Here is a 22,449-nt window from a genome sequence, read left to right on the forward strand (position 1 = left end):
GGCGCTTCCCCTTAGCGGACGGTCGCCTGTTCGGCGAGGTTCTGGTTGACCTGTGCACCGTACTGGGTCTGCAGCAGATTGACCATCTGATCGAGAATGTCGTCACCGGCGCCATTTGCGATGGCGGCGATCTGCTGATCGCGGTTATCAAGCGCATCGGTCGTCGGCTCGTCGTTGACCTCGGTCACCTTGAGCAGGATCTGCGTGCTCGGATCGGCGCCGACAGCCGTTGCCACGGTATCCGCAGGACCGGAGAAGGCGGCGTTGATGCCGACACGGCCGAGAACCGGATCGTCGGTCGAGCGGGTAAAGCCGCTCTTGCTTTCGACGGCGATGCCGAGCGGCGTGGCGATGTCGGCCAGCGAGGTGCCCTTCTGCGCCTCGGCCTTCAGCTCATCGGCCTTTTTGGCGAGCTCGGCCTTCTGCTGCTCGGCGGTCCAGTCCTGAACCGCCCTGTCACGCACTTCAGCAAGCGGACGATCGCGATCAGGCATGACGTCGCGCACGTCGAACCAGACATAACCGTCATTGCCGACGGCAATGGCGGAGGCATCGGCGCCGACATCGGTCTTGAAGGCTTCCGGCAGCAACTGCTGCTGGGCCGGAATATCCTTGACCGGATTTCCGTCCTTGTCCGCACCCGTCATGTCGATGGCGTCGATGGTGACGGCCTTCAGCTTCAGCTGATTGGCGATCTCTTCGAGGGACGTGCCGCCGGCGCGCATTTCCTCGATGCGGTCGTGAACGTTGATGACTTCCTGCGAGGCATTGGCGACCGAAAGCTGCTTGCGGATCTCTTCCTTGACCTCGTCGAAGCTCTTGGTGGTCTCCGGCTTGATATTGGTCACGCGCAGGATCACCGGACCGAAGCTGCCGTCGACGACAGCCGTGGTTCCACCATCCGTCTTCACCCCAAAGGCAGCTTCGGCAACGGCCTGGTCCGGAACCTTGTCCTTGGTGAATTCGCCGAGCAGCACATCGCTTGCGGTCTTGCCCTGATCGGTGACGAGCTGATCGAAGCTCGTGCCGCTCTTCAGCGCGGTTTCAGCCGCGTTGGCGAGATCCTTGCTGGCGAAGGTCAGCTGCTCCAGCGTGCGGCTTTCCGGCGTCGTGTAGGCCGCCTTGGCCTTGTCGAAGGCTTCCTTGATCTGGTCGTCGGTGACCGTCGTGGGATCGGCGATATCGCCAGGCTGAAGCTTCAGATAGCCGATCTTGCGGTACTCCGGCGCACGGTAGCGCTGCTTGGCGTCTTCGAACCACTTGGACAGAACATCATCGGCGGGCGCCTTGATCGGCTCGATATTGGCGTTGGTGAGCAGCAGGTAATCGACGCTGCGGCTCTCATTGCCATAGAGTTTCAGCGCGTTGACGAGGGTCGCAGGCGCCTGGAAGCCGTTGGAGACGGCTTCGATGATCTGGCTGCGCACAGCCTGCTTGCTGCGATCCTTGATATAGTCGTCTTCCCGGATGCCGGCATTGCGCAGACGAGAGGTGAAGAGCGAGCGGTCGAACTGGCCGTTGACCGCCTTGAAGGCCGGATCCTCGCCGATCAACTGGGCGAGCCGGTCTTCGGAAAGGCCGAGGCCCATGTCATCGGCAAGCTGGTCCAGCGAGGCACCGGCCAGAAGCTGGGCAAGCACCTGCTGCTCGACGCCGAAAGCACGGGCCTGCTCCGGCGTCAGGCGCACACCGTATTGCTGACCGAGCGCTGCGACCTGACGCTGATAGGCGAGACGGAATTCATTGACGTCCACATGCTGGTCGCCGACAGTGACCACCGTCGTGCTGTTGCCGCCGCTTATCAGCTCACGCGACACGCCCCAGATGCCGAAGGAGGCGACGAGCAGGAGCAGGAGCAGCTTGGCAACCCAGGTCTGAGCAGCTCTTCTCAGAATATGGAACATGGAAACGCAAACCTCGCATTATCATTGGCCCAAAAGGGCAGACATTCGTCGTTCCATAAAACAAAGCTGCGAGGAAATGAAGGCTTGTCACACGAAAAGCTTGCGGGGCGTGCACACGCTCTCGCCACGGCACCCGCCCGAAAATCGGAATCGATTTTCGGAAAGCCTGATGCGCAGATTCAAAAGCGTTAGAGCATCCCTTATGCATCCGAATGCATGCACGCTTCTTGAGGTGCCTTGAGCGACAAAAGATGCCTGGTTGCGGAACCTTTCCAGTCTTCATTTCGTTGAAGCGGCATTCCACTAAACAGGAGCAGACCATGGCCGAATTGAAAACCGCTTCCGTCGAATCCACCGCTGCGCGCGTCAAGGCCGAAGTTGCCGCCGAAGATCTGTCCGCGCAGGTTGCTGCGTTGCGTGAGGATCTGAGTCGCCTTTCGGACAGTGTGATCGCGCTGGGGCAGGGCGCGAGGACCGCAGTGGCCGACGAAGCCTCCGTCATGACCGAGCGCGTCCGCGACAAGGTGCGTGAAGAGCCACTGACAGCAATCGCCATTACGGCCGGTGTTGCCTATCTCTTCGGTCTCCTCAGCCGTCGCTAAATAAAAAAAGCCGGACGCATGACGTCCGGCCTTTAATCTTTCTGGCGATCTTTTTCCTGTCAGCTCAGCGGCGGATGAGGCGTCCGATCGCGATCAGTATGCATGCGCCGACAAAGCCAGTGACCAGGTAGCCTAGCCAGCCGCTGAGTGGCTGGATGTGAAGGATACCGAGAATCCAATTGGCGACAATCGCGCCTATGATGCCAAGCAATATGTTCATGAACACGCCCATATTGCTGTTCATGAACTTTTCCGCCAGCCATCCGGCGAAGCCGCCGATAATGATAGCTGCAATCCAACCTACACTTTCGTTTTCCATGGCAATCTCCCTCCTGGCAAAACGTGAGATACAACGCGCACAATCGAAAAAAGTTCCGCTGGGGCAGCGGCTTAGCACTGTCAGGGATGAAGCAACGTCACCGGCGCAGAAAGCGCGTGAACCGCAATCTGAAACATCAGGCCTGAAAACGCCAGTGCGGCAAAGCCGGCCGGCATCAGCAAACTCTTGGTGAACATCAAATCCCCCTTTATCGGGAGCAAGCATAGTTCATCGCCTCAACTGCGCAAGCCGCTTATTAATAAGTAGTTAAGCATGAAATTTAAGTAAAATCGTCACGACATTACATGCGCTACGACTAATATTAAATTATCAGGATATTACATTATCTGGAACAGGCGCTTCTCAATTTTCATGAGTAAGCAGTCGTTCAACGCCACCTGGAGGAGATCGATATGCGTCCCTCCCTTTTCATCGAGAATGAGGAACAGCCCGCGAGACTGGCGCCGGATGGCCAAAATCGCGCGGAATACTGTCCTTTAGGCAGCACGGCAAGATTGTATCTCAATTGAAGTAAGCCGGCCCGAGAAAGACCCAATAAAGGTACAGCAAGAGTAAAAACAATTCGAGATTTCACGCTTCCTTTTACGCAGGATTAACCCAACCTGACGTCAATTCATAGCTAACAGAATCTCAAGAAGATCGATTCATCGACCCTGCTGTTTCTCGTATTTCAGGCCGCGTATGTCTTCTATTAATACAAATTATTCCAGCATGGCGGCGTTACAAACCCTCCGGTCTGTGACGGCAGATCTCTATGCGACGCAGAATAGAGTTTCGACCGGCCTGCGGGTCGAGAAGGCATCCGACAATGCAGCCTACTGGTCCGTTGCAACGACGATGCGCACGGACAACAGGGCGCTTTCAGCGGTTTCCGATGCCTTGGGCCTCGGCGAAGCGATGACGGATACCAGTTCTTCCGCGCTTGCCTCGATCGTCGATATCATCGGCGACATGAAAGCCAAGCTGATAGCGGCGACCGAGAAGAGTGTCGACAAGGCAAAAATCCAGGATGAGCTCGATGCGCTGAACGGCAGACTGGTGGCGACCGCCAGTTCTGCCTCCTTTTCCGGCGAGAACTGGCTAAATACCGACATTCCCGGCCTCGACCTTATGACGCAATATAACAAGAGTATCGTTTCGGCCTTCATTCGCGGAGGCGACGGCAGTGTCAGCGTCGACACGACCGATGTCGATCTCACACGGTTGGCGCTTTTCAATTCGAGCGGCGGAGGGCTGCTGCAAGCGGATGAAAAATCGCTTGGGCTGATCGGCGGATTGCGGAATGCCGATTTTACCGGCGTCGGGCAAAGGGGTTACAGTGTCTACTGGTTCTTCGGCCCCGCCACTCTTCCCAATCCAAGCACCGGCGTCTTCACCGCAACGGACAAGATGACCTTCGACCTCACCGTCGACGGCGCGGAAACGCGCACGGTGACGATCGACAGGAATACGATCGACGCTGCATTGGGAACGACCAATGGTTATATCGCCAACGCCAATGATTTTGCCACCGTTATACGCCTGGCAATGTCCAACATGGGCTGGTCACCTGGCAGCGTCACATCCCCGGGAGGCCTGCTTTATTTTACCAGCGGCGAAATTCCGGGTAGCAGTGCATCGAGCATGGTCATTTCAAACGTGACCTCGACGCTTGCCGGCGGTTATGCTTTTGCGCTCAATGTACCTGCATTACAACGGCAGGACGGCACCGTCGCGAGCTATCAGTTCGGATTTGCAGGTCCATTCGCCGTGCAGCGTGATGTCGCGTTTTCTTTCAGCGTGAATGTCAACAATGGCGCCACGAAAACCGTGACCATCAACCGCAGCCTTGTCGACAGCGTTCTCGGCACGAATGACGGAAAGATCAATACTGCCGGCGATTATGCGCGCATCCTTGGTGCCGTGCTGGCCGGAAGCGGAATGCAGGCCACTGCGGCAGGCTCGAATATATTGCTTCAGGCGGATTCGGCCATGCATCCGCAAGCGGGCGCGACGCGATCAACCATCCGGCTTTTCGGCGTTACCGACAATATCGGCTATGCGCCCAATTTCGATATTACCGATATCGACATCACGAATCCCGCCAATGACCTGCAAAACTATATCGGCGGTATCAACATGATGGAGCAGAAAGTTATTCAGGCTGCAAGCTATCTGGGCGATGTCAGCAAGCGGCTCAATATGCAGGACAATTTCGTCAATACGTTGCAGGATTCCGTCGCAAGCGGCATCGGGCGGCTCATCGATGCCAATATGGAGGAAGAATCCTCACGGCTGACGGCCCTGCAGAGCCAGCAGCAACTCGCCCTGCAATCTCTCTGGATCGCCAACAGCGCACCGCAAAACGTGCTCCAGCTCTTCCAGTAAGATGCCCCGCAATGGACGCCGAAATGCCTCATCGGGGTGCGTCACGACCTCGCATCGATGGCAGTAGCTTTGCTGCCTGGCAGCGGATAAGAGACATTCTGCGGCGAGCCTCGCGACGGAGACTCCTATCGCAAAGTCGGGTGCGGCGAGGTTTGCATGAAGTCCGAAACAGTAGAAGTACGGCCGCTGGCAGGCATCGCGCTTGCTTGCGCCGGTTACGCTTGCTTTGCCCTGCAGGATGCCTTGGTCAAATGGCTCGTGGCCGACTACGAGGTTCCGGAAATCCTGTTCATGCGCAGCATGGTCATCGTGATCATCACCGGCGTTCTCGTGCGCTATCGCCGCCATCCTTCGATCTTCAAGAGCCCCTATAGAGGCACGGTCGTGCTTCGCTCGGCGCTGATGCTGATCGCCTGGCTGCTGTTTTACAATGCCGCCCGGTATCTGGGACTTGCCGAGCTGACGACGCTCTATTTCTCGGCGCCGATCATCGTCATGTTCCTGTCGATCCTGGTTCTCAAGGAAACAATCGGACCGGGGCGCTGGATCGCCTGCGTCGGCGGCTTCATCGGCGTCACCATCGCCGCAAACCCCACGCATTCGCCGAACCTGCTGCCGGCCGCCATGTGCCTCACCGCGGGTTTCTGCTGGGCCTGGAGCACGATCCTCATCCGGCTCGTCAGCCGCAGCGAGACGACACTCACTCAGATGTTCGCGACAAGCTTGCTGTTCGCGATTGCCTGCGCCCTGTCGTTCCCCTGGATCTGGAAAACGCCCGATGCCACAGGCTGGGCTTTGATGCTGGGTCTCGGCCTCGTCGCCACACTCGGGCAATTCCTTCTCTATGAAGGGTTCCGATACGCGCCGGCCTCGGCGCTCGCGCCCGTCGAATATAGCGGGCTCTTGTGGGCCTTCGTTTACGGCTATCTCATCTGGGCGGAAATCCCGGCGGTAAACGTCTTCGTAGGCGCGCTCATCATCGTCGCCTCGAGCCTGGTATTGATTGCCTGGGAGCGCCATGGCGAGCCCGGCCGGAAGAAGCGCGCGGCTTGCTGAGAGAAACGTATCGGAATGGCTGACGTCAGTGAGGATTTCCAACGAACGCCTTGCCGGCAAGCCGCGCCACGCTCTGCCCGATAGCCAGTGAGGCAGTCAGGCCGGGGCTTTCGATCCCATACAGCGCTATATAGGCGGGGTGTCCCGTTTTCTCCGGCCCTTGAAGCACGAAGTCGCCACCACCGCCCGAAACCGGACCAGCGATTTTTGGACGTATGCCTGAATAGGCGGGCTGCAGGGCACCATTCTCCAGATCGGGCCAATAGCGGCGGATTGCGGAATAAAATTTATCCGCGCGACGCGGGTCGACATCATAGTCGATCGTCTCAACCCACTCGACATCAGGACCGAAGCGCGCCTGGCCTGCAAGGTCGAGCGTCAGGTGCACACCGAGACCACCGGGTTCGGGGACCGGGTAGATCAGCTGCGTCGCCGGCGCGCGGCCGGTCAGTGCGAAGTAGCATCCCTTGGCATAGTGACGTGGCGGGATCGTGCTGACGTCCAGGCCCAACAGTTTTTCGGACAGCGCCCAGGCATTCAAGCCTGCAGCATTCACCACGAGGCCTGCTTCAATTTTGACCGGATCGCGGCCGCCGACTGATAGATGAATCTTGTTCGCAGCCAACTCGCCTTCGATGACAGGAGAATTGCAGACGATCGCTCCCCCGTTTGCCTCGATATCCGTGATATATGCCTGCATGAGACTGTGACTGTCGATGATGCCTGTTGACGGGGAGACAAGCGCCGCGAAGCCCCTGATCCGGGGTTGTCTGCGGGTAAGCTCCGCTGCGTCGATCAGGTAGCAGTCCTCCACTCCATTTGCTTCAGCCTGCCTGGACAGCTTTTCGAGGTAACCGAGTTCCTCCTCGCTCGACGCAACGACGAGCTTGCCGCAAGCCTTGTGAGGGACGCTCCGCTCACGGCAATATTCGTAGAGCTTGTGTTTTCCCGCAACGCAGAGCTCTGCCTTCAAACTGCCAGTTGCATAGTAGAGCCCGGCGTGGATGACCTCGCTGTTGCGGGCAGACGTAATGCTGCCGGTCATTGGCTCCGCTTCGAGAAGCACCACCTCGCGGCCGGACATGGCAAGTTCGCGCGCTACCGCCAACCCCACGACCCCTCCACCCACGACGACGCAGTCGAGGTCCAGTACCTCCGTCATGCAGCTCCATCCTCCAACTGCGGGGAGGGGCCTCTCCGGTCGAATTTTGGGAGCCCCTGACAACGCAATTCAGCGCCAAGTATCATCTGTCGAACCTATCCCAAAATCATGACGATGGGGAAATACGATTCCGCGGGCGAGATCTGAGCCGTCACCCCAGAGAGGGAACGATGCTAGCCCGACAAGGCGAAAATACCGTTTTTTCAGATATTTATGGCGGAAGAGGTGGGATTCGAACCCACGGTACGGTTTCCCGCACGCCGGTTTTCAAGACCGGTTCCTTAAACCACTCGGACACTCTTCCATCCAGTTGATCTGGCTGATCTTTGCCGGAAGAATTCGTTTTTGACGAAGACTGCTTCCGTCGACAACCAAATCGCGGTTTGGCAGGCTTTATAGCGGTTCGGACTTCAGCGTCAACTTGCTCTCTCACATATCGAGCGGCAATTGCGCAGATAAACTGCTTCGATCGTCCGGCTCCCCCAGGCGTTACCCAATCTACTCAACTGTTTATAACATCGGGAAGAAATGCCCCATTGTGGGGCATCGCGACGGCTTCCAACCGAATAGTCCTGTCACGAAGCGAAACCGTCCGATGCGGGGATAATGCCCCTATTCCATTCCCGGACAGGTTAAAATCAACCAGACATTAACCATAGTCATTAGAATTCGAGCTATCGTCGGGAAATCGTTCGCAAATTTGCCACGATATTCACAAGATTAAAGTCTCGTTAGGCAGGCAGGTAATAAGGCAACTCCAACTCATTCACGAGTGAGTTTCTTAACCATAACGGTCTTGAGTGGCGTGGGGCATATGAAACTGAATTACGGGGCGGCGTCTTTCGCAACGACAGCTCGATGGCTGGCATTGTCGGCCATGTGCGTAACAGTGGCGGCCTGCGGCACGACACAAGCCGTTCCCAAGAAGAAATCCCACGGCAAGGAATATTTCTCCGAGAGCGAATACGGCGTCAAAGCCAGCCCGCGCGTTGCCAACGGCAACAACATCCCGAAGGGCGGCGGCCGCTACATCGTCGGCGATCCCTATGTGGTGAAGGGCAAGATGTATTACCCTCGGGAAGATTACTCCTATAACAAGGTAGGCATCGCTTCCTGGTACGGTTCCGCCTTCCATGGCCGGTTGACGGCAAATGGCGAAGTCTACGACCAGATGCACCTTTCCGCTGCGCATCCGACCTTTCCGCTGCCGAGCTATGCGCGCGTAACCAATACGGAGAACGGTTCGTCTGTGATCGTGCGGGTCAACGACCGTGGGCCGTACCATGAAGGCCGCATCATCGACCTTTCCAACAAGACGGCCTCCATGCTCGACCTGCAGCACAGCGGCACGGGCAATGTTCGCGTTCAATATGTCGGGAAGGCGCCGCTTGACGGCCACGACATGCCGTATCTGATGGCATCCTATGTTCCGAAGGGCAGCCGTATTCCGGGCGCCTATCCGGGCGGGGGCCAGATCGCGACCGGCGTGATGGTTGCCTCCAACAGCAAGAAGATCACCGGCGACCAACTGCAGAGCCTTGACGACTATTCCAGTCCTTCGCCTGCCAACGTACCGGTACCATTCTCCTCGACAGCCTATGCGGGCTCGACGCCGAATGCCAAGTATCCCGGCGCCAAGTATCAGGGCTCTACGCAGAGCGCCAGGTATACTGCGGCTCCGGCTGCACAGATGGCACCCGTGCCGATGCAGGCGCCGGCAGGCGGTCATTTCCTGGCCCCGCCGCCCGCCTTCGCCAATGGCGGACAGGCGATGGAGCAGATGGTGGTTCTGCCGGAAATCGGTCCCATTCCCTATGAGCGCCCGAATGGCTGGTCGAAGGGCACGTCGCTTGCCATGAACTACCAGGAAGCAGTCGTCGTCAACGTTCCGATCGCCTTCGACGCCGTGATGGTGCATAATGACGGGCTGACGCAGGACTCGATCCTCGCTTCCTTCAAGCGGCAGAATGGCGGCGCTGCACAGGCGCGATAAAAACCCACGATAAAGTGTAATTGCATCGGCTTCCGGCTCGCTTTACCCTCTTGAATCAGCCCGCACGATCAATGGGATTAGCGATGTTGAAGCCGCTGCTTCGCCTCTTTGCATGTCTGCTTTTACCTGCTTCTGCAGCCCTTGCCGCAGAAGGCACCGATGCCGGCTTTGTCACCAAGGCCACGCAAGCCTATATGATTGAAGCTTCGACGGGAACGGTGCTTCTCTCCAAGAACGAAAATCAGGTCTTTGCCCCTGCTTCGCTTGCCAAGCTGATGACGATGGATCTCGTTTTCAGTGCCGTCAGCAAGGGTCAGATTTCGCTCGATACGGAATATCCCGTCTCCGAATATGCCTGGCGCACCGGCGGCGCGCCTTCGCGTGCGGCCACGATGTTTGCAGCACTGAAATCGAAGGTCCGCGTCGAGGATCTGATCAAGGGCGTTGCGATCCAGGGCGCTAATGACGGCTGCATCATCCTTGCCGAGGGCATGGCCGGCAGCGAGGACCAGTTTGCGGCATCGATGACCCGGCGTGCTCGCGAGCTCGGTATGGAAAAGGCTGTCTTCGGCAATTCAACCGGGATTCCCGATGGCAAGAGCAAGGTGACGGCAAAGGAATTGGTGACGCTCGCCGTCGATCTGCAGGCTTCTTACCCCAATCTCTATCCCTATTTTGCCCAAGCGGATTTCGAGTGGAACAAGATCTTCCAGCGTAACCGCAATCCGCTGCTCGGCATGGATCTTGGCGCCGACGGGCTGGCGACGGGCTTTACGGAAGGCGAGGGCTATTCGATCGTCGCCTCGGTGCAGCGCGACGGACGGCGGCTCTTCGTGGCACTTGCCGGCATTGCCTCCGACAAGGAGCGTACGGAAGAAGCCAAACGCGTACTGGAATGGGGGCTGACGGCCTTCGAAAGCCATCAGGTCTTTGCAGACACGGAAGTCATCGGCGCTGCAAGCGTCTATGGCGGCACGGCGCGAACCGTCGATCTCGTCGCCAAGGCGCCGGTCAGCGTCTATGTTCCGATCAATAATCCCGACCGGCTCGCAGCCCGCATCGTCTATCGCTGGCCGCTGACGGCGCCCGTGAAGGCTGATACGGAGGTCGGTACATTGCGCATCGTTTCCGGCAACAGGATGCTGCGCGAAGTGCCGCTCTATACGGTGCAATCCGTCGAGGTGGGGTCGCTCACCAGCCGGGCGGTCGATGCGCTGCTGGAGCTTGGCGAATCGCTGTTCTTCTCCTGGCTGTGGGACACGTCCGAGCAGAGCTGAGACCGTTTTTGCGAGCGAATTTTCCGGCGATTAGCCGGGGAAGGTGAATATGTCGCCGCGGCAAAAGGTTTCGTTCCGCACTATCTTCGGATAGATAGAGGAAGAGCGCGGCGCTCAGAATGCGGGAAAGTATCATTGTCGTCCGGTACAGGATTGTTCGTTACGTTTGAAGGCGGAGAGGGCGCTGGGAAGTCCACGCAGATCCGCCGCCTTGCCGAGGCCCTGAAGGTCGACGGCCATGACGTGTTGTTGACCCGGGAGCCGGGAGGCTCGCCGGGAGCCGAAGCGGTGCGCCATGTGCTGCTTTCCGGTGCGGCAGAAGCTTACGGCACCCGCATGGAGGCGATCCTCTTTGCCGCCGCCCGCAACGATCACGTTGAAGAGGTCATCCGGCCAGCACTCGCCAAGGGCAAGATCGTGCTCTGCGACCGCTTCATGGATTCCTCGCGCGTCTATCAGGGTGTCACCGGCAATCTGGAAGCGGAGTTCATCGAGACGCTGCAGCGCATCGCCATCAACGGTGTGATGCCTGATTGCACACTGATCCTTGATATTCCTGCCAAGCTGGGACTGCAGCGCGTCAGCCAGCGAAACGCCGGCGGCCCTGACCGTTTCGAGAAGGAAACGCTCGAAACCCACGAGAAACGTCGCGAAGCCTATCTGGATATCGCCGCGCGCGAGCCGGAGCGCTGCCACGTCGTCAATGCCACGCAGCCCGAAGAGGCGATCGCCGCAGAGATCCTCACCATCATCAGGCAGTTGCTGAAACCATCAGTCGAAGAGCGGATGCCGGAAGCGGCGCATCATGAGTGAGGACAGGCCCGGACTGCTCGACGGCGCCATCTGGCCGGCCGAGAATACGAAGCTCTTCGGTCATGAAGAGGCTGAGGATTTCCTGGCGCAGTTCTACCGCTCAGGCAAGGGCCATCATGCGATCCTGATCGAAGGCCCCGAAGGCGTCGGCAAGGCGACGCTTGCCTTCCGCTTCGCCAATCATGTGCTGTCGCATCCCGACCCGACTGGCGCACCCGAACGAATTGGCGATCCGGACCTCAACTCCGCGGTCAGCCGCCAGATCGTCTCTGGTGCCTCGCACAATCTGCTGCATCTTGCGCGGCCTGTAGATGAAAAGACCGGGAAAGTGAAATCGGCGATCACCGTCGACGAGGTGCGCCGGGCCGGCAAATTCTTCTCGCAGACCTCGGGCACCGGCAATTGGCGGATCGTCATCATCGATCCTGCGGACGACATGAATCGGAACGCTGCAAACGCCATCCTGAAGATCCTCGAAGAGCCGCCGAAGCGGGCGATGTTCCTCGTCCTATCGCATGCGCCGGGAAAGCTGCTGCCGACGATCCGGTCGCGCTGCCTGCCGTTGAAGCTTGCGCCGCTCGACGATCAAGCGCTGGTTGCGGCACTAACTCATCTCGGTATTCAGGGAGAGGGACAGGCCCTGCTTTCCACCGCCAAGGGCAGCGTGGGCGAGGCGCTGAAATTGCTGAACTATGGCGGCGGGGATATTATCGAAGCCTATAACGCGGTTCTGTCCTCAGAAGGGCCTGCGGCGCGCAAGGCCATGCACCGGCTTGCCGATGCGCTTTCGGGCAAGGAAAGCGACACGATCTTCGATTTCTTCGTTAGTCATGTGGGTGATGATGTGATGAACCGCGCGCGCAACGCGGCAGGCGAGGGGCAGATTGCGACGGCGGAGCGCCTGGCGCGGCTCTATTCCGCGATCACCGAGAAGCTGACCATTTCCGACGCCTATAATCTCGACCGCAAGCAGACGATCATGGAAGTGCTTTCCGACATCAAACAGCCGGGTGCTTAGAACGTCCTGCGTTCATTCCGACGCACCAAGGATACTCTACCTCTTTATTTTTATTCGGTCCCGGACGCAAAACCGCTGCACACTTTTGCTGGAATTGTTCTGGTCAGCCGGCCAGCAATTTCCAGGCGACGATGGCAAGCGTAACGGCCAGCACGATACGGATTGTCCGCTCGTGCAGTTTCGGTGCGAGAAGGCTGCCGACGATGATGCCGGGAATGGAGCCGACGAGCAGGGCAAGCAGCATCGACCAATCGATCTCTCCAATGAGCCAGTAACCCGTGCCGCCGATCAGCGTCAGGGGCACCGCATGGACGATGTCGGAGCCGACGATCTCACGCACATCGAGCCGTGGGTAGAGGACGAGCAGGATCGTGACGCCGAGAGCGCCGGCGCCGACCGATGTCAGGGTGACGAGCACGCCAAGCACAAAACCGAGAACGACCGTGAAGACCGCGATGGTCGCCGGCTGCGGCGGCATCCGATCACCGATGGCGCGGCGGGCAAATTCGAGGATCTGGCTGCGGAAAACGAGCATGATCGCGGTCATGGCCAGAAGCCAGCCGAGCGCCGTGGTGATGGTGTTGGTCACGCCGATGCTCTTGCGGTCGACGCCGGCCATCAGCCAGAGCATTAGCAGCGCGGCCGGAACGCTGCCGGCTGCAAGACTGCCGACGATCTTCCAGTTGACGCGCCCATGCATGCCGTGAACGGCGGTCCCGGCCGTCTTGGTGATCGCCGCATAGAGAAGATCGGTCCCGACTGCCGTCRCCGGATGGACGCCGAAGAGGAGAACGAGCAGGGGCGTCATCAGCGAACCGCCGCCCACGCCGGTAATGCCGACAAGCGCTCCCACTACGAGACCGGACAGGGAATAGAGAGGCTCGAACGTCAAATACGCGCCTCCGACGGCGTGCGGCCATGACCATTCCGATCGATGAAAAATAGCACTTCGCTTCCGTCCCGCCCTCTTGTGAGAGAAGGGGTAGATTGCGCCAGAACGTGAGTCAAGTTCACCGCCGCGCGTCTCCGAAATCGTAGGCGGCTGCCAAACTTGATGTTTCGCTCGTGCGAGACATGCGCTAATAGCGGCTGACGATTTTTATAGAGTAAGCCGGAATTGGCCGCCATGACAGACAAGACCCCGTTCTACATCACGACCGCGATTTCCTACCCCAACGGCAAGCCCCATATCGGCCATGCCTACGAGCTGATTGCGACCGACGCGATGGCGCGCTACCAGCGCCTCGACGGCAAGGATGTCTTCTTTCTGACGGGGACCGACGAACACGGCCAGAAGATGCAGCAGACGGCGCGGGCGGAGGGCATCACGGCGCAGGCGCTTGCTGACCGCAACTCCGGCGAATTCCAGGCAATGGCGAAGCTGCTCAATGCTTCGAACGACGACTTCATCCGCACCACACAGGAGCGTCACCACGAGACCTCGCGGAACATCTGGAACCTGATGGCCGACAACGGCGATATCTACAAGGATTCCTATGCCGGCTGGTACTCGGTGCGAGACGAAGCCTATTACCAGGAAAATGAGACGGAGCTGCGCGCCGACGGCGTGCGCTATGGGCCGCAGGGCACCCCTGTCGAATGGGTGGAAGAGGCAAGCTACTTCTTCAAGCTCTCCGAATACCAGGACCGGCTGCTGAAGCATTACGAGGAGAACCCCGATTTCATCGGTCCGGCCGAACGCCGCAACGAGGTGATCTCCTTCGTCAAGTCGGGCCTGAAGGATTTGTCGATCTCGCGCACGACCTTCGACTGGGGCATCCAGGTGCCGAACGATCCCTCGCATGTCATGTATGTGTGGGTCGATGCGCTGACGAACTACATCACGGCGACCGGCTATATCGAAGACCGCAACGGACCGCGGGCGAAATATTGGCCGGCTGATGTGCACATCATCGGCAAGGACATCATCCGCTTCCACGCCGTCTACTGGCCGGCCTTCCTGATGTCGGCCAAGCTGCCGCTGCCGAAGCGCGTCTTTGCCCACGGCTTCCTGCTCAACAAGGGCGAGAAGATGTCGAAATCGCTCGGCAACGTCGTCGATCCGGTCAATCTGGTGAACCATTTCGGCCTCGACCAGGTACGCTATTTCTTCCTGCGCGAAGTCTCCTTCGGACAGGACGGCAGCTATAGCGAAGAGGCGATCGGCACGCGCATCAATTCCGACCTCGCCAACGGCATCGGCAACCTTGCCAGCCGTTCGCTGTCGATGATCGTGAAGAATTGCGATGGCCAGATTCCGGAATGCGGCCCGCTGACCGACGAGGACAAGGCCCTGCTGGCGCAGGCCGATGCTCTGTACGCCTCGACACGCGAGGACATGGGCAAGCAGCTGATCCACCGCGCGCTCGCCTCCATCATCGCCGTCGTCTCCGAGACCGACCGCTATTTCGCCGGCCAGCAGCCGTGGGCGCTGAAGAAGACCGATCCGGCGCGCATGGGCACGGTGCTTTATGTGACAGCAGAGGTCGTCCGTCAGATCGCCATCCTGCTGCAGCCGTTCGTACCGGACTCCGCCGACAAGCTGCTCGACCGCGTGGCCGCCCCTGCAGACAAGCGCGATTTCGCAGCGCTTGGCGAAGCGGGCCGCCTGGTGCCGGGAACGCCGCTCGAAGCACCGACGCCGGTCTTCCCGCGCTATGTAGCTCCGGAGGCTTAAGGCCGTGCTGGTCGATACGCATTGCCATCTGGACTTCGCCGAGTTCGAGGCGGAGCGCGACGAGATCGTTGCACGCGCCCATCAGGTCGGAGTTGCGCAGATGGTGACGATCTGCACCCGCGTGCGCAAGCTCGACGGGCTGCTTGCCATCACCGAGAAATATCCCTCCGTCTTCTGTTCGGTCGGAACGCATCCCAACAATGCGGGTGACGAACTGGATATCCAGACGGAAGATCTGGTGCGGCTCGCCAATGCTCATCAGAAGGTTGTCGCGATCGGCGAAGCGGGTCTCGACTATTTCTACGACACGCAGAAGCCCGAGGACCAGCAGACCGGCTTTCGTCGCCATATCGCTGCAGCGCGCGAAACGCAGCTTCCGCTCGTCATCCACAGCCGCAGCGCAGATGCCGACATGGCTGCAATCCTGACCGAAGAGACAGGGAAGGGGGCCTTCCCCTTCATTTTGCATTGCTTTTCTGCCGGTCCGGAGCTGGCGAAGACCGGTGTCGAGCTCGGCGGCTATATCTCCTTTTCCGGCATCCTGACCTTTCCGAAATCGGAGGAACTGCGCGAGATCGCCAAGTCGATCCCGCACGACCGGCTGCTCGTCGAAACGGATGCCCCGTATCTGGCGCCGAAGCGCTGGCGCGGCAAGCGCAATGAGCCGTCCTATGTGGTGAACACGGCCGAGGTGCTGGCCGATACGATCGGCCTTCCTTACGAGGAGGTCGCGCGGATCACCACCGATAACGCCTTCCGCCTGTTTTCGAAGATGCCGAGGATCTAGCGGCGTGTCACGGCGGCAGCGGTTCACCATTCTCGGCTGTTCGTCGTCACCGGGCGTGCCGCGCATCACCGGTGACTGGGGCGCCTGCAATCCGGACAATCCAAAGAACAAAAGAACGCGCGCGGCCTTTATGGTGCAGCAGTTTTCGGCAGATGGGGCTGCGACGACCGTCGTGGTCGATACCGGCCCGGATTTTCGCGAACAGATGATCAGGGCAGGGGTCGACCACGTGGATGCGGTTCTCTACACCCATCCGCATGCCGACCATATTCACGGCATCGACGATCTGCGTGGTTATTTCCACAATACCCGCCGGCGCGTACCGATCTTTGCCGAACCGTTCACCATGGGCAGGCTGCAGGAGGCCTTCGGCTACTGCCTGGAGACGCCGCCGGGCAGCAATTATCCGCCGATCGCGCTGCCGAACGTGATCGAGGACATGGAAAAGCCCGTTGAGATCCATGGGCCAGGCGGAACGATCGCCTTCATGCCGCATCTGCAGCAGCACGGCGACATCCATTCGCTCGGCTTCCGRATCGGGAATGTTGCCTATTGCAGCGATGTCAGCGATTTTCCGCCGCAAACGGTAGAGAAGCTGCAGAACCTCGACATTCTCATCATCGACGCTCTGCAATATGCCTATCATCCCAGCCATCTCTCGCTGGAACAGTCGCTCGACTGGATAGAGCGGCTAGGACCGAAGCGGGCGATCCTCACGCACATGCATACGCCGCTCGACTATGATGTGGTCATGGCGCAAACGCCGGACCATGTGGTACCGGCGTTCGACCAGATGAGCTTCGAGGTCGAGATTTAGCTGCCGATGTAAGGCGCAACCTCGAGGTATCCGCGATGGATCATGTCCAGCGAGACATAGAGGATGATCAGCAGGCCGACGTAGGCGATCCAGCGATGTTTGTTGAGCAGGCGGGCGATGAGGTTCGCTGCAATGCCCATCAGCGCGATCGAAAGGCAGAGACCGAGGACGAGCACGCTCGGGTGCTCGCGAGCGGCACCCGCAACCGCCAGCACGTTGTCGAGCGACATGGAAACATCGGCGATGACGATCTGCGTCGCAGCCTGGAGAAATGTCTTCCTCGGCGCAGCTGCGCCGGCTTCAGCCGCATGTTCCTCACCATGACCGGCGCGCAGCTCACGCCACATCTTCCAGCAGACCCAGAGAAGCAGCAGGCCGCCAGCGAGCAGCAATCCGACGATTGCCAGAAGATAGACGGCGACGGAAGCAAACAGGATGCGGAGCACCGTTGCCGCCAGAATGCCGACAATGATCGCCTTGCGGCGCTGCGTAGCTTCCAGGCCGGCAGCAGCAAGGCCGATGACGACGGCGTTGTCGCCGGCGAGAACGAGGTCGATAGCAATGACCTGCAGCAGAGCCGTCAAACCGGCCGCTGTGAAAATATCCATATTGAAGTACCCCCAGGATATGCTTCGAGCGTGCTAGCGTCTTGAGGGTTTTCCGTCAACCGGCGAAGGGATGCGTTGTCGGCCGCGTCCACGGATATGCCCATTGCAATCTGAGCCGTGTAATTCGGTCGGTTGCGCTCGATGTGGTGTCCCGCGCGAACGGATCGATGTAGATTATGGAACGATTCTTTTCTTCGATCCGCAGGCCCATGGAAACTTTGCTTTATCTCCCCGTCAAAGGCTTCCTCGAAAAGGCAGGTTACGTCGTCAAGGGTGAAGTCGGCGGCTGTGATCTCGTCGGCTTGAGCGATGACGATCCGCCTGTGGTGGTGGTTTGCGAGCTGAAGCTCAGCTTCAATCTCGAGCTCATCCTTCAGGCGGTCGATCGCGCTGCCGTCTCCGACGAAGTCTGGATCGCGGCGCGGATTTCCGCCAAAGGCAAAGGGCGGGAGGCCGACAAGCGCTACCGCGACCTCTGCCGCAGGCTCGGCATCGGCATGCTCGGCATTTCGGATGCGGGTGACGTCAGCATCATCGTCGGCTCCGTATCGCCAATGCCACGGACCAATCCGAAGCGACGCTCGAGGCTCATGCGCGAGCATCAGAAACGGCGCGGCGACCCGGCGCTCGGCGGCAGTACGCGCACGCCGCTCATGACGGCATATCGCCAGCAGGCGCTCGGCTGTGCGGCAGCGCTGGCGTCAGGACCGCTTCGCGTGCGCGACATCAGGGCCAGTGTGCCGGAGGCAGGCAAGATACTGCAGTCCAATGTCTACGGCTGGTTCGAACGGCTCGACAGAGGCATCTATGGCTTGACGAACGCCGGACGGGAAGCGCTGCAGCGCTGGCCGCAGCCGGAGATGCAAGCGGCCGAATAGCTATCCGGCACAGGTTTAGTTCCATAATCTATCTTATGCGATTTTCGTGCAGCCACGGGCACATTCTATTTTTAAGCGCGACATGCCAATGATATCAACGGCTTGCTCTGAACTTTTAAAATCTCCCCACTCCCATGTTTGAACGGCTAAGCGATCGTGGATGGAATTGATGGCGATGAGTGAGTGCGACCTACAGCGGATCGAGCGCTGAAAGTGATCGACGCACGGCATGGCGATGATTTATGGCGAAGCGTCAATCACGGAAAATAGACATTGATGTGAGATGCAACTTGTCTGATAGTTTGATCAACATCACACACCTCTCCATGCCATCATCTGAGCGGAATGCTTTAAACATATGAGATCCCCTATTTTTTCGCGGTTCCTGGCAGCGATAGCGCTCGCCGCAATCTTCACGTCAGGGCAGCCAGCCTATGCGGAAAACCCGTCCGCACCCTGGCCACAGACGCTGAGCGACCTGCCGGCGGAATCCGGCATCCGATTCGGCACGCTCGAAAACGGCATGCGGTTTGCGATCATGCGCAACGCCACGCCGCCTGGACAGGCCGCGATCCGCTTCCGTATAGGATCCGGCTCGCTGGACGAGAACGAAGATCAACAAGGTCTGGCGCATTTCCTCGAACATATGGCCTTCAAGGGCTCGACGCATGTCGCCCAGGACGAGATGATCCGGATCCTGCAGCGTAAGGGCCTGGCCTTCGGGCCAGATACCAATGCCAACACCTCCTATGACGAGACCGTCTATGCGCTCGATCTTCCAGAAGTCGACGCAGACACGCTTTCAACCGGCCTGATGCTGATGCGCGAGACGGCGAGCGAGCTGACGCTGGATGCCGGCGCCTTCGACCGGGAGCGCGGTGTCATCCTGTCGGAAGAGCGGCTGCGCGACACGCCGCAATATCGTGCCGCAATCGGCGTCACGAACTCCCTGCTCGCCGGCCAGCGCGTTACGATGCGCTCACCGATCGGCAAAGTCGACATCATCAGCAATGCGCCCGTCGATCTGCTTCGCGATTACTACCACACCAACTACCGGCCAGAGCGCGCAACGCTGATCGTGGTCGGCGATGTCGACCCAGCCGCAATCGAGACCCAGATCAGGCAGCGTTTTGGCGACTGGAAGGTCGCCGCTCCGGCCCCGCAGAAGCCCGATCTCGGCATGCTGAAAGCGAAAGGCGAAAGCGCCGAGGTCATTCCGGTCCCCGGCGGCACAACGAATGTGCAAATCGCCTGGACGCGTCCCTATGACGCCTCACCCGACACGTTCGCCAAACGCCGGGCAGAATTGGTCGAGGATCTCGGTCTTCTCGTGCTCAAACGCCGGCTGAGCGCCATGGCCAACAGGGCCAACGCGCCCTTCATCAGCGCCGCCGTCGGTTCCCAGGATCTTTTCGACTCCGCCCGCATCGTCGTCATCATGGCGAATTCCGAGACGGACAAATGGCAGCCGGCACTTGCGGCCATCGACCAGGAGCAGCGCCGTTTCCAGCAATTCGGCGCCGAGCAGTCAGAGCTCGATCGCGAAATCATCGAATACCGCTCGCTTCTGCAGGCCGCTGCGGCCGGTGCTGCGACACGCACGAGTCCCGACATCGCTTCCATGCTGGCGAGTAGCGTCGATGACAAGCAGGTCTTCACCTCACCCGCGGAAGATCTGTCGATGTTCGAAACCATGACGAAAGACCTCACAGCGGCCGAGGTCAACCAGACCCTCGCGCATGTCTTCTCCGGCAACGGTCCGCAGCTCGTGCTGCAGACGGCGCAAGCGCCGCAGGGTGGTGCCGGCGACATCAAGCGGGTCTATGACACCTCCCTCGCCGTTCCGGTTACGGCGCCGTCAAGTGCGGCAGCCGTCGTCTGGCCCTACGCGCATTTTGGCGATCCCGGCACGGTCGTCGAACGACGCGTCGTCGAAGATCTCGGTCTGACTATGGTGCGCTTTGCCAACGGCGTGCGGCTCACCGTCAAACCGACCAAGCTGCGCGCCAACGAAGTGCTTGTCCGCGAGGATATCGGCCACGGCCGGCTGGACCTGCCGAAAGACCATCCCCTGCCCATCTGGACATCGCCGGCCGTCGTGCTCTCTGGCACCAAGGCCATGGATTATCCGGATCTGCAGAAAGCACTGGCAGCGAAGATCGCGGGTATCGACTTTTCCGTGGGCGACAGCACCTTCCAGTTCACCGGTCAGACGCAGACGGAGGATCTTGCGACGCAATTGCAGATCATGACCGCCTACACGTCCGACCCGGCTTACCGGCCGGAAGTTTTCAAGCGCGTCCAGCAAGCCTATTTGAACAACCTCGATCAGTATGAGGCAACGCCTGGCGCCGTCATCAGTCGCGATTTTGCCGGCCTCGTGCATTCCGGCGATCCGCGCTGGAGTTTTCCTGATCGGGCGCAATTGTCGGCCACGAAGCTGGAAGATTTCGAAGCGCTGTTTCGGCCCCATATCTCCACTGGACCGATCGATATCACCATCGTCGGCGATATAACGGCGGACGAGGCAATCCGTCGGACCGCAGAAACCTTCGGCACCCTGCCGGCCCGTGCAGACACGACACTGGGCAATGCGGCAAACGAGGTGAATTTCCCCGCGCCCACTGGAAAACCGGTCATGCGGACCCATAGCGGCAGAGCCGATAATGCCGCGGCCATCGTCGCTGCTCCTGTCGGCGACATGCTTTCGGATATGCAGCGGGGTTTTGTGGCCAACGTCGCTGGCCAGATCTTCGAGAACAGGCTGATCGACCAGTTTCGTATTGCCGAAGGCGCGACCTACAGTCCGCGAGGCGCCATGGACCTGTCATGGGACATTCCCGGCTATGGCTACGCCTATCTCTATGTCGAGACGACGCCGGCCAAGGTCGAAAATTTCTATGCGCTCGTGGACAAGATCGCTGCCGATCTGCGATCAAAAGATGTCTCGCCAGACGAACTTGTCCGCGCCCGAGCGCCGATTATCGAGACATTGAAGCACCAGCAGCAGAGTAACGAATATTGGGTGCAATATCTGAACGGCGCTCAAACGGACCCTCGGCGTCTGGAGCGAATACGAGACAATCTCAGCGGCTACGACAACGTGACTGCCGAGAGTATCCGCCAATTTGCCGCGACCTATTTCCAGCCGGATAAATTCTGGAAATTCGAGGTGCTGCCGGCAGCGGTACGATAGGCACAGCGTGCTTCAGAGCAGGATCTCGGACACGCGCTTCGGGATCCTTTCCAATTTGCTTCATCATACCGGTTGATGCCTGACAATGACGAGCGGGATTGTCTGTGTAAAAACGTCGAGATCGTTTTGATGGCGAAGCTGCGCTCAGCTGGCTAGATGCCCAAACGAATTTTACCGGTCTTCGCATGGCATCCGATCATTCTCATCCCATCCAGGAATATGCGCGCGTCGTGCGCGAGAAAAATCTTTTGAAGCTTCGTCTTCTTTCGGTCGACCGGCAGCTTGCCACGGCCGGCGGCGCCTGGAAATCCTATCTGGAGGAGACGCGCCTGTCGATCATCGAAGCGATGCTTGCGCTTGAGGAAGAGGGCGACGGCTATCTCTTGCTGATGCGCAAGGACGGCTCGGCGTAGGTTCCCTTCAGGCCGAGGCGAAGGGATGCGAGCGCCCTCTCCGCCTCCTCGATCTCCTTGAGCACCAGGCGCTGCTTGCGATGATCCATTCCGCCACCAGCGAGTGCGGCATCCACCAGTTCGAGCACATCAGTCGCTTCGACGACCACGCGCGTCGCACCTCTCTGCAACGACGCGACAGGCTCTGCGTGTTCCACACCGGAAGAGCGCTCCGCGGCAACAAAGATGCTTCCCTCGAGGAGATAGGATGCGAGGCGTGGATCGGGCACGACTTCCAGCAAATTCTGGATTTCGTCAGCGGAAAAACAGGTTCGGCTGATCAAGCGCGAGTGAAAGGCCGCGTAGTTCATCCCCAGCGCGGCGGCGACAACATCCACCGGGTAGGCTCTCTCCACAATGAGGATCGTGTAGACGATGTCTGCGAAGGCACGGCCGCGTTGCATCATGATCGCCCCCAGGCTCTGTTCCTGCAACTATAGCGGAAGCCGCGTCAAAAGGGAGAGGCTGTTTTGATATCGTATACGTCGGGGCGATGCTAACG

The 22,449-nt window shown here is 59.4% G+C and carries 19 protein-coding genes and 1 tRNA gene; 13 read left to right on the forward strand and 7 right to left on the reverse strand.

The window, feature by feature from the left end:
• Nucleotides 1-11: 11 nt before the first annotated feature.
• Nucleotides 12-1,904: a SurA N-terminal domain-containing protein gene (locus AC1D35_RS02315; RefSeq protein WP_113309089.1), complete on the reverse strand. Its 1,893-nt coding sequence runs from the start codon at nt 1,902-1,904 to the stop codon at nt 12-14.
• A gap of 320 nt (nt 1,905-2,224) precedes the next feature.
• Between AC1D35_RS02315 and AC1D35_RS02320 the strand changes: the two genes are divergently transcribed.
• Nucleotides 2,225-2,506, forward strand: coding sequence for a hypothetical protein (locus AC1D35_RS02320; protein ID WP_113309088.1), 282 nt, complete (start codon nt 2,225-2,227; stop codon nt 2,504-2,506).
• 64 nt (nt 2,507-2,570) lie between these two features.
• Here AC1D35_RS02320 and AC1D35_RS02325 read toward each other — a convergent pair whose 3' ends face one another.
• Nucleotides 2,571-2,825 carry a GlsB/YeaQ/YmgE family stress response membrane protein gene (locus AC1D35_RS02325; protein ID WP_113309087.1) on the reverse strand — a complete coding sequence of 85 codons (255 nt, stop codon included), beginning with the start codon at nt 2,823-2,825 and terminating at the stop codon, nt 2,571-2,573.
• 702 nt (nt 2,826-3,527) lie between these two features.
• Here AC1D35_RS02325 and AC1D35_RS02330 point away from each other — a divergent pair.
• Both AC1D35_RS02330 and AC1D35_RS02335 read left to right on the forward strand, forming a co-directional pair.
• Nucleotides 3,528-5,213: a flagellin N-terminal helical domain-containing protein gene (locus AC1D35_RS02330; RefSeq protein WP_113309086.1), complete on the forward strand. Its 1,686-nt coding sequence runs from the start codon at nt 3,528-3,530 to the stop codon at nt 5,211-5,213.
• Nucleotides 5,214-5,369: 156 nt separating this feature from the next.
• The gene (locus AC1D35_RS02335) at nt 5,370-6,269 is read left to right on the forward strand and encodes a DMT family transporter (protein WP_113295518.1); all 900 of its coding nucleotides are present in this window, start codon (nt 5,370-5,372) and stop codon (nt 6,267-6,269) included.
• 25 nt (nt 6,270-6,294) lie between these two features.
• Here AC1D35_RS02335 and AC1D35_RS02340 read toward each other — a convergent pair whose 3' ends face one another.
• The gene (locus AC1D35_RS02340; protein ID WP_113309085.1) at nt 6,295-7,431 is read right to left on the reverse strand and encodes an NAD(P)/FAD-dependent oxidoreductase; all 1,137 of its coding nucleotides are present in this window, start codon (nt 7,429-7,431) and stop codon (nt 6,295-6,297) included.
• Between the two features lie 214 nt (nt 7,432-7,645).
• Nucleotides 7,646-7,735: transfer RNA gene (locus tag AC1D35_RS02345), tRNA-Ser, on the reverse strand.
• Between the two features lie 510 nt (nt 7,736-8,245).
• On the opposite strand from AC1D35_RS02345, the gene AC1D35_RS02350 reads away from it, so the two are divergent.
• From AC1D35_RS02350 to AC1D35_RS02365, 4 genes are all read left to right on the forward strand, one after another.
• A complete protein-coding gene (locus AC1D35_RS02350; protein WP_113309084.1) occupies nt 8,246-9,424 on the forward strand; it encodes a septal ring lytic transglycosylase RlpA family protein in 1,179 nt (392 codons plus the stop codon).
• Between the two features lie 83 nt (nt 9,425-9,507).
• The gene (locus AC1D35_RS02355) at nt 9,508-10,701 is read left to right on the forward strand and encodes a D-alanyl-D-alanine carboxypeptidase family protein (protein ID WP_113295521.1); all 1,194 of its coding nucleotides are present in this window, start codon (nt 9,508-9,510) and stop codon (nt 10,699-10,701) included.
• A 135-nt stretch (nt 10,702-10,836) separates the two neighbouring features.
• Entirely contained in the window at nt 10,837-11,514 is a 678-nt protein-coding gene (gene tmk / locus AC1D35_RS02360) for a dTMP kinase (protein WP_113309083.1), read from the forward strand.
• Nucleotides 11,507-12,532, forward strand: coding sequence for a DNA polymerase III subunit delta' (locus AC1D35_RS02365; protein WP_477853308.1), 1,026 nt, complete (start codon nt 11,507-11,509; stop codon nt 12,530-12,532). The genes tmk and AC1D35_RS02365 overlap by 8 nt, the downstream gene beginning before the upstream one ends.
• A gap of 103 nt (nt 12,533-12,635) precedes the next feature.
• Here the strand turns inward: AC1D35_RS02365 and AC1D35_RS02370 are convergent, their stop codons facing one another.
• Complete coding sequence (locus AC1D35_RS02370; protein WP_477938208.1) at nt 12,636-13,424, reverse strand: sulfite exporter TauE/SafE family protein; 789 nt, start codon at nt 13,422-13,424, stop codon at nt 12,636-12,638.
• Between the two features lie 234 nt (nt 13,425-13,658).
• Here AC1D35_RS02370 and metG point away from each other — a divergent pair, with 234 nt between their 5' ends.
• Genes metG through AC1D35_RS02385 form a run of 3 tightly spaced genes read left to right on the forward strand, consistent with a single transcriptional unit; the run spans nt 13,659 to nt 16,813 of the window.
• A complete protein-coding gene (gene metG, locus AC1D35_RS02375) occupies nt 13,659-15,209 on the forward strand; it encodes a methionine--tRNA ligase (protein WP_113310084.1) in 1,551 nt (516 codons plus the stop codon).
• Between the two features lie 4 nt (nt 15,210-15,213).
• Nucleotides 15,214-15,996 (forward strand): TatD family hydrolase, encoded by a 783-nt coding sequence (locus AC1D35_RS02380; protein WP_113310085.1) that lies wholly within the window; start codon nt 15,214-15,216, stop codon nt 15,994-15,996.
• A 4-nt stretch (nt 15,997-16,000) separates the two neighbouring features.
• The gene (locus AC1D35_RS02385) at nt 16,001-16,813 is read left to right on the forward strand and encodes an MBL fold metallo-hydrolase (protein WP_113295527.1); all 813 of its coding nucleotides are present in this window, start codon (nt 16,001-16,003) and stop codon (nt 16,811-16,813) included.
• Here the strand turns inward: AC1D35_RS02385 and AC1D35_RS02390 are convergent.
• On the reverse strand, nt 16,810-17,421 hold the full coding sequence (locus AC1D35_RS02390; protein ID WP_113310086.1) for a TerC family protein: 612 nt from the start codon (nt 17,419-17,421) through the stop codon (nt 16,810-16,812). The two genes, AC1D35_RS02385 and AC1D35_RS02390, sit on opposite strands and share 4 nt — an antisense overlap.
• Nucleotides 17,422-17,630: 209 nt before the next feature.
• Between AC1D35_RS02390 and AC1D35_RS02395 the strand changes: the two genes are divergently transcribed.
• The 3 genes from AC1D35_RS02395 to AC1D35_RS02405 all read left to right on the forward strand — a co-directional run bounded on the left by AC1D35_RS02395 (nt 17,631) and on the right by AC1D35_RS02405 (nt 21,908).
• Nucleotides 17,631-18,299, forward strand: a complete 669-nt coding sequence (locus AC1D35_RS02395; protein ID WP_113295731.1) for a DUF2161 domain-containing phosphodiesterase — start codon at nt 17,631-17,633, stop codon at nt 18,297-18,299.
• A 358-nt stretch (nt 18,300-18,657) separates the two neighbouring features.
• Nucleotides 18,658-21,495: a M16 family metallopeptidase gene (locus tag AC1D35_RS02400; protein ID WP_113310087.1), complete on the forward strand. Its 2,838-nt coding sequence runs from the start codon at nt 18,658-18,660 to the stop codon at nt 21,493-21,495.
• Nucleotides 21,496-21,680: 185 nt separating this feature from the next.
• Entirely contained in the window at nt 21,681-21,908 is a 228-nt protein-coding gene (locus tag AC1D35_RS02405; protein WP_113310088.1) for a hypothetical protein, read from the forward strand.
• On the opposite strand, the gene AC1D35_RS02410 is transcribed toward AC1D35_RS02405, so the two are convergent.
• Nucleotides 21,872-22,354: a phage regulatory CII family protein gene (locus AC1D35_RS02410; RefSeq protein WP_113295531.1), complete on the reverse strand. Its 483-nt coding sequence runs from the start codon at nt 22,352-22,354 to the stop codon at nt 21,872-21,874. The two genes, AC1D35_RS02405 and AC1D35_RS02410, sit on opposite strands and share 37 nt — an antisense overlap.
• Nucleotides 22,355-22,449 lie beyond the last annotated feature (95 nt).

It is taken from the genome of Rhizobium sp. P1_E6 (assembly GCF_056405875.1).

Excerpts from the sequence above, each read along its gene's own strand:
- AC1D35_RS02320 (WP_113309088.1), top strand. The coding sequence starts at position 2,225 with ATGGCCGAATTGAAAACCGCTTCCGTCGAATCCACCGCTGCGCGCGTC.
- metG (WP_113310084.1), top strand. The coding sequence starts at position 13,659 with ATGACAGACAAGACCCCGTTCTACATCACGACCGCGATTTCCTACCCC.
- AC1D35_RS02365 (WP_477853308.1), top strand. The coding sequence starts at position 11,507 with ATGAGTGAGGACAGGCCCGGACTGCTCGACGGCGCCATCTGGCCGGCC.
- AC1D35_RS02315 (WP_113309089.1), bottom strand. The coding sequence starts at position 1,904 with ATGTTCCATATTCTGAGAAGAGCTGCTCAGACCTGGGTTGCCAAGCTG.
- AC1D35_RS02325 (WP_113309087.1), bottom strand. The coding sequence starts at position 2,825 with ATGGAAAACGAAAGTGTAGGTTGGATTGCAGCTATCATTATCGGCGGC.
- AC1D35_RS02390 (WP_113310086.1), bottom strand. The coding sequence starts at position 17,421 with ATGGATATTTTCACAGCGGCCGGTTTGACGGCTCTGCTGCAGGTCATT.
- AC1D35_RS02355 (WP_113295521.1), top strand. The coding sequence starts at position 9,508 with ATGTTGAAGCCGCTGCTTCGCCTCTTTGCATGTCTGCTTTTACCTGCT.
- AC1D35_RS02340 (WP_113309085.1), bottom strand. The coding sequence starts at position 7,431 with ATGACGGAGGTACTGGACCTCGACTGCGTCGTCGTGGGTGGAGGGGTC.
- AC1D35_RS02335 (WP_113295518.1), top strand. The coding sequence starts at position 5,370 with ATGAAGTCCGAAACAGTAGAAGTACGGCCGCTGGCAGGCATCGCGCTT.
- AC1D35_RS02400 (WP_113310087.1), top strand. The coding sequence starts at position 18,658 with ATGAGATCCCCTATTTTTTCGCGGTTCCTGGCAGCGATAGCGCTCGCC.
- AC1D35_RS02395 (WP_113295731.1), top strand. The coding sequence starts at position 17,631 with ATGGAAACTTTGCTTTATCTCCCCGTCAAAGGCTTCCTCGAAAAGGCA.
- AC1D35_RS02410 (WP_113295531.1), bottom strand. The coding sequence starts at position 22,354 with ATGATGCAACGCGGCCGTGCCTTCGCAGACATCGTCTACACGATCCTC.
- AC1D35_RS02330 (WP_113309086.1), top strand. The coding sequence starts at position 3,528 with ATGTCTTCTATTAATACAAATTATTCCAGCATGGCGGCGTTACAAACC.
- AC1D35_RS02350 (WP_113309084.1), top strand. The coding sequence starts at position 8,246 with ATGAAACTGAATTACGGGGCGGCGTCTTTCGCAACGACAGCTCGATGG.
- AC1D35_RS02405 (WP_113310088.1), top strand. The coding sequence starts at position 21,681 with ATGGCATCCGATCATTCTCATCCCATCCAGGAATATGCGCGCGTCGTG.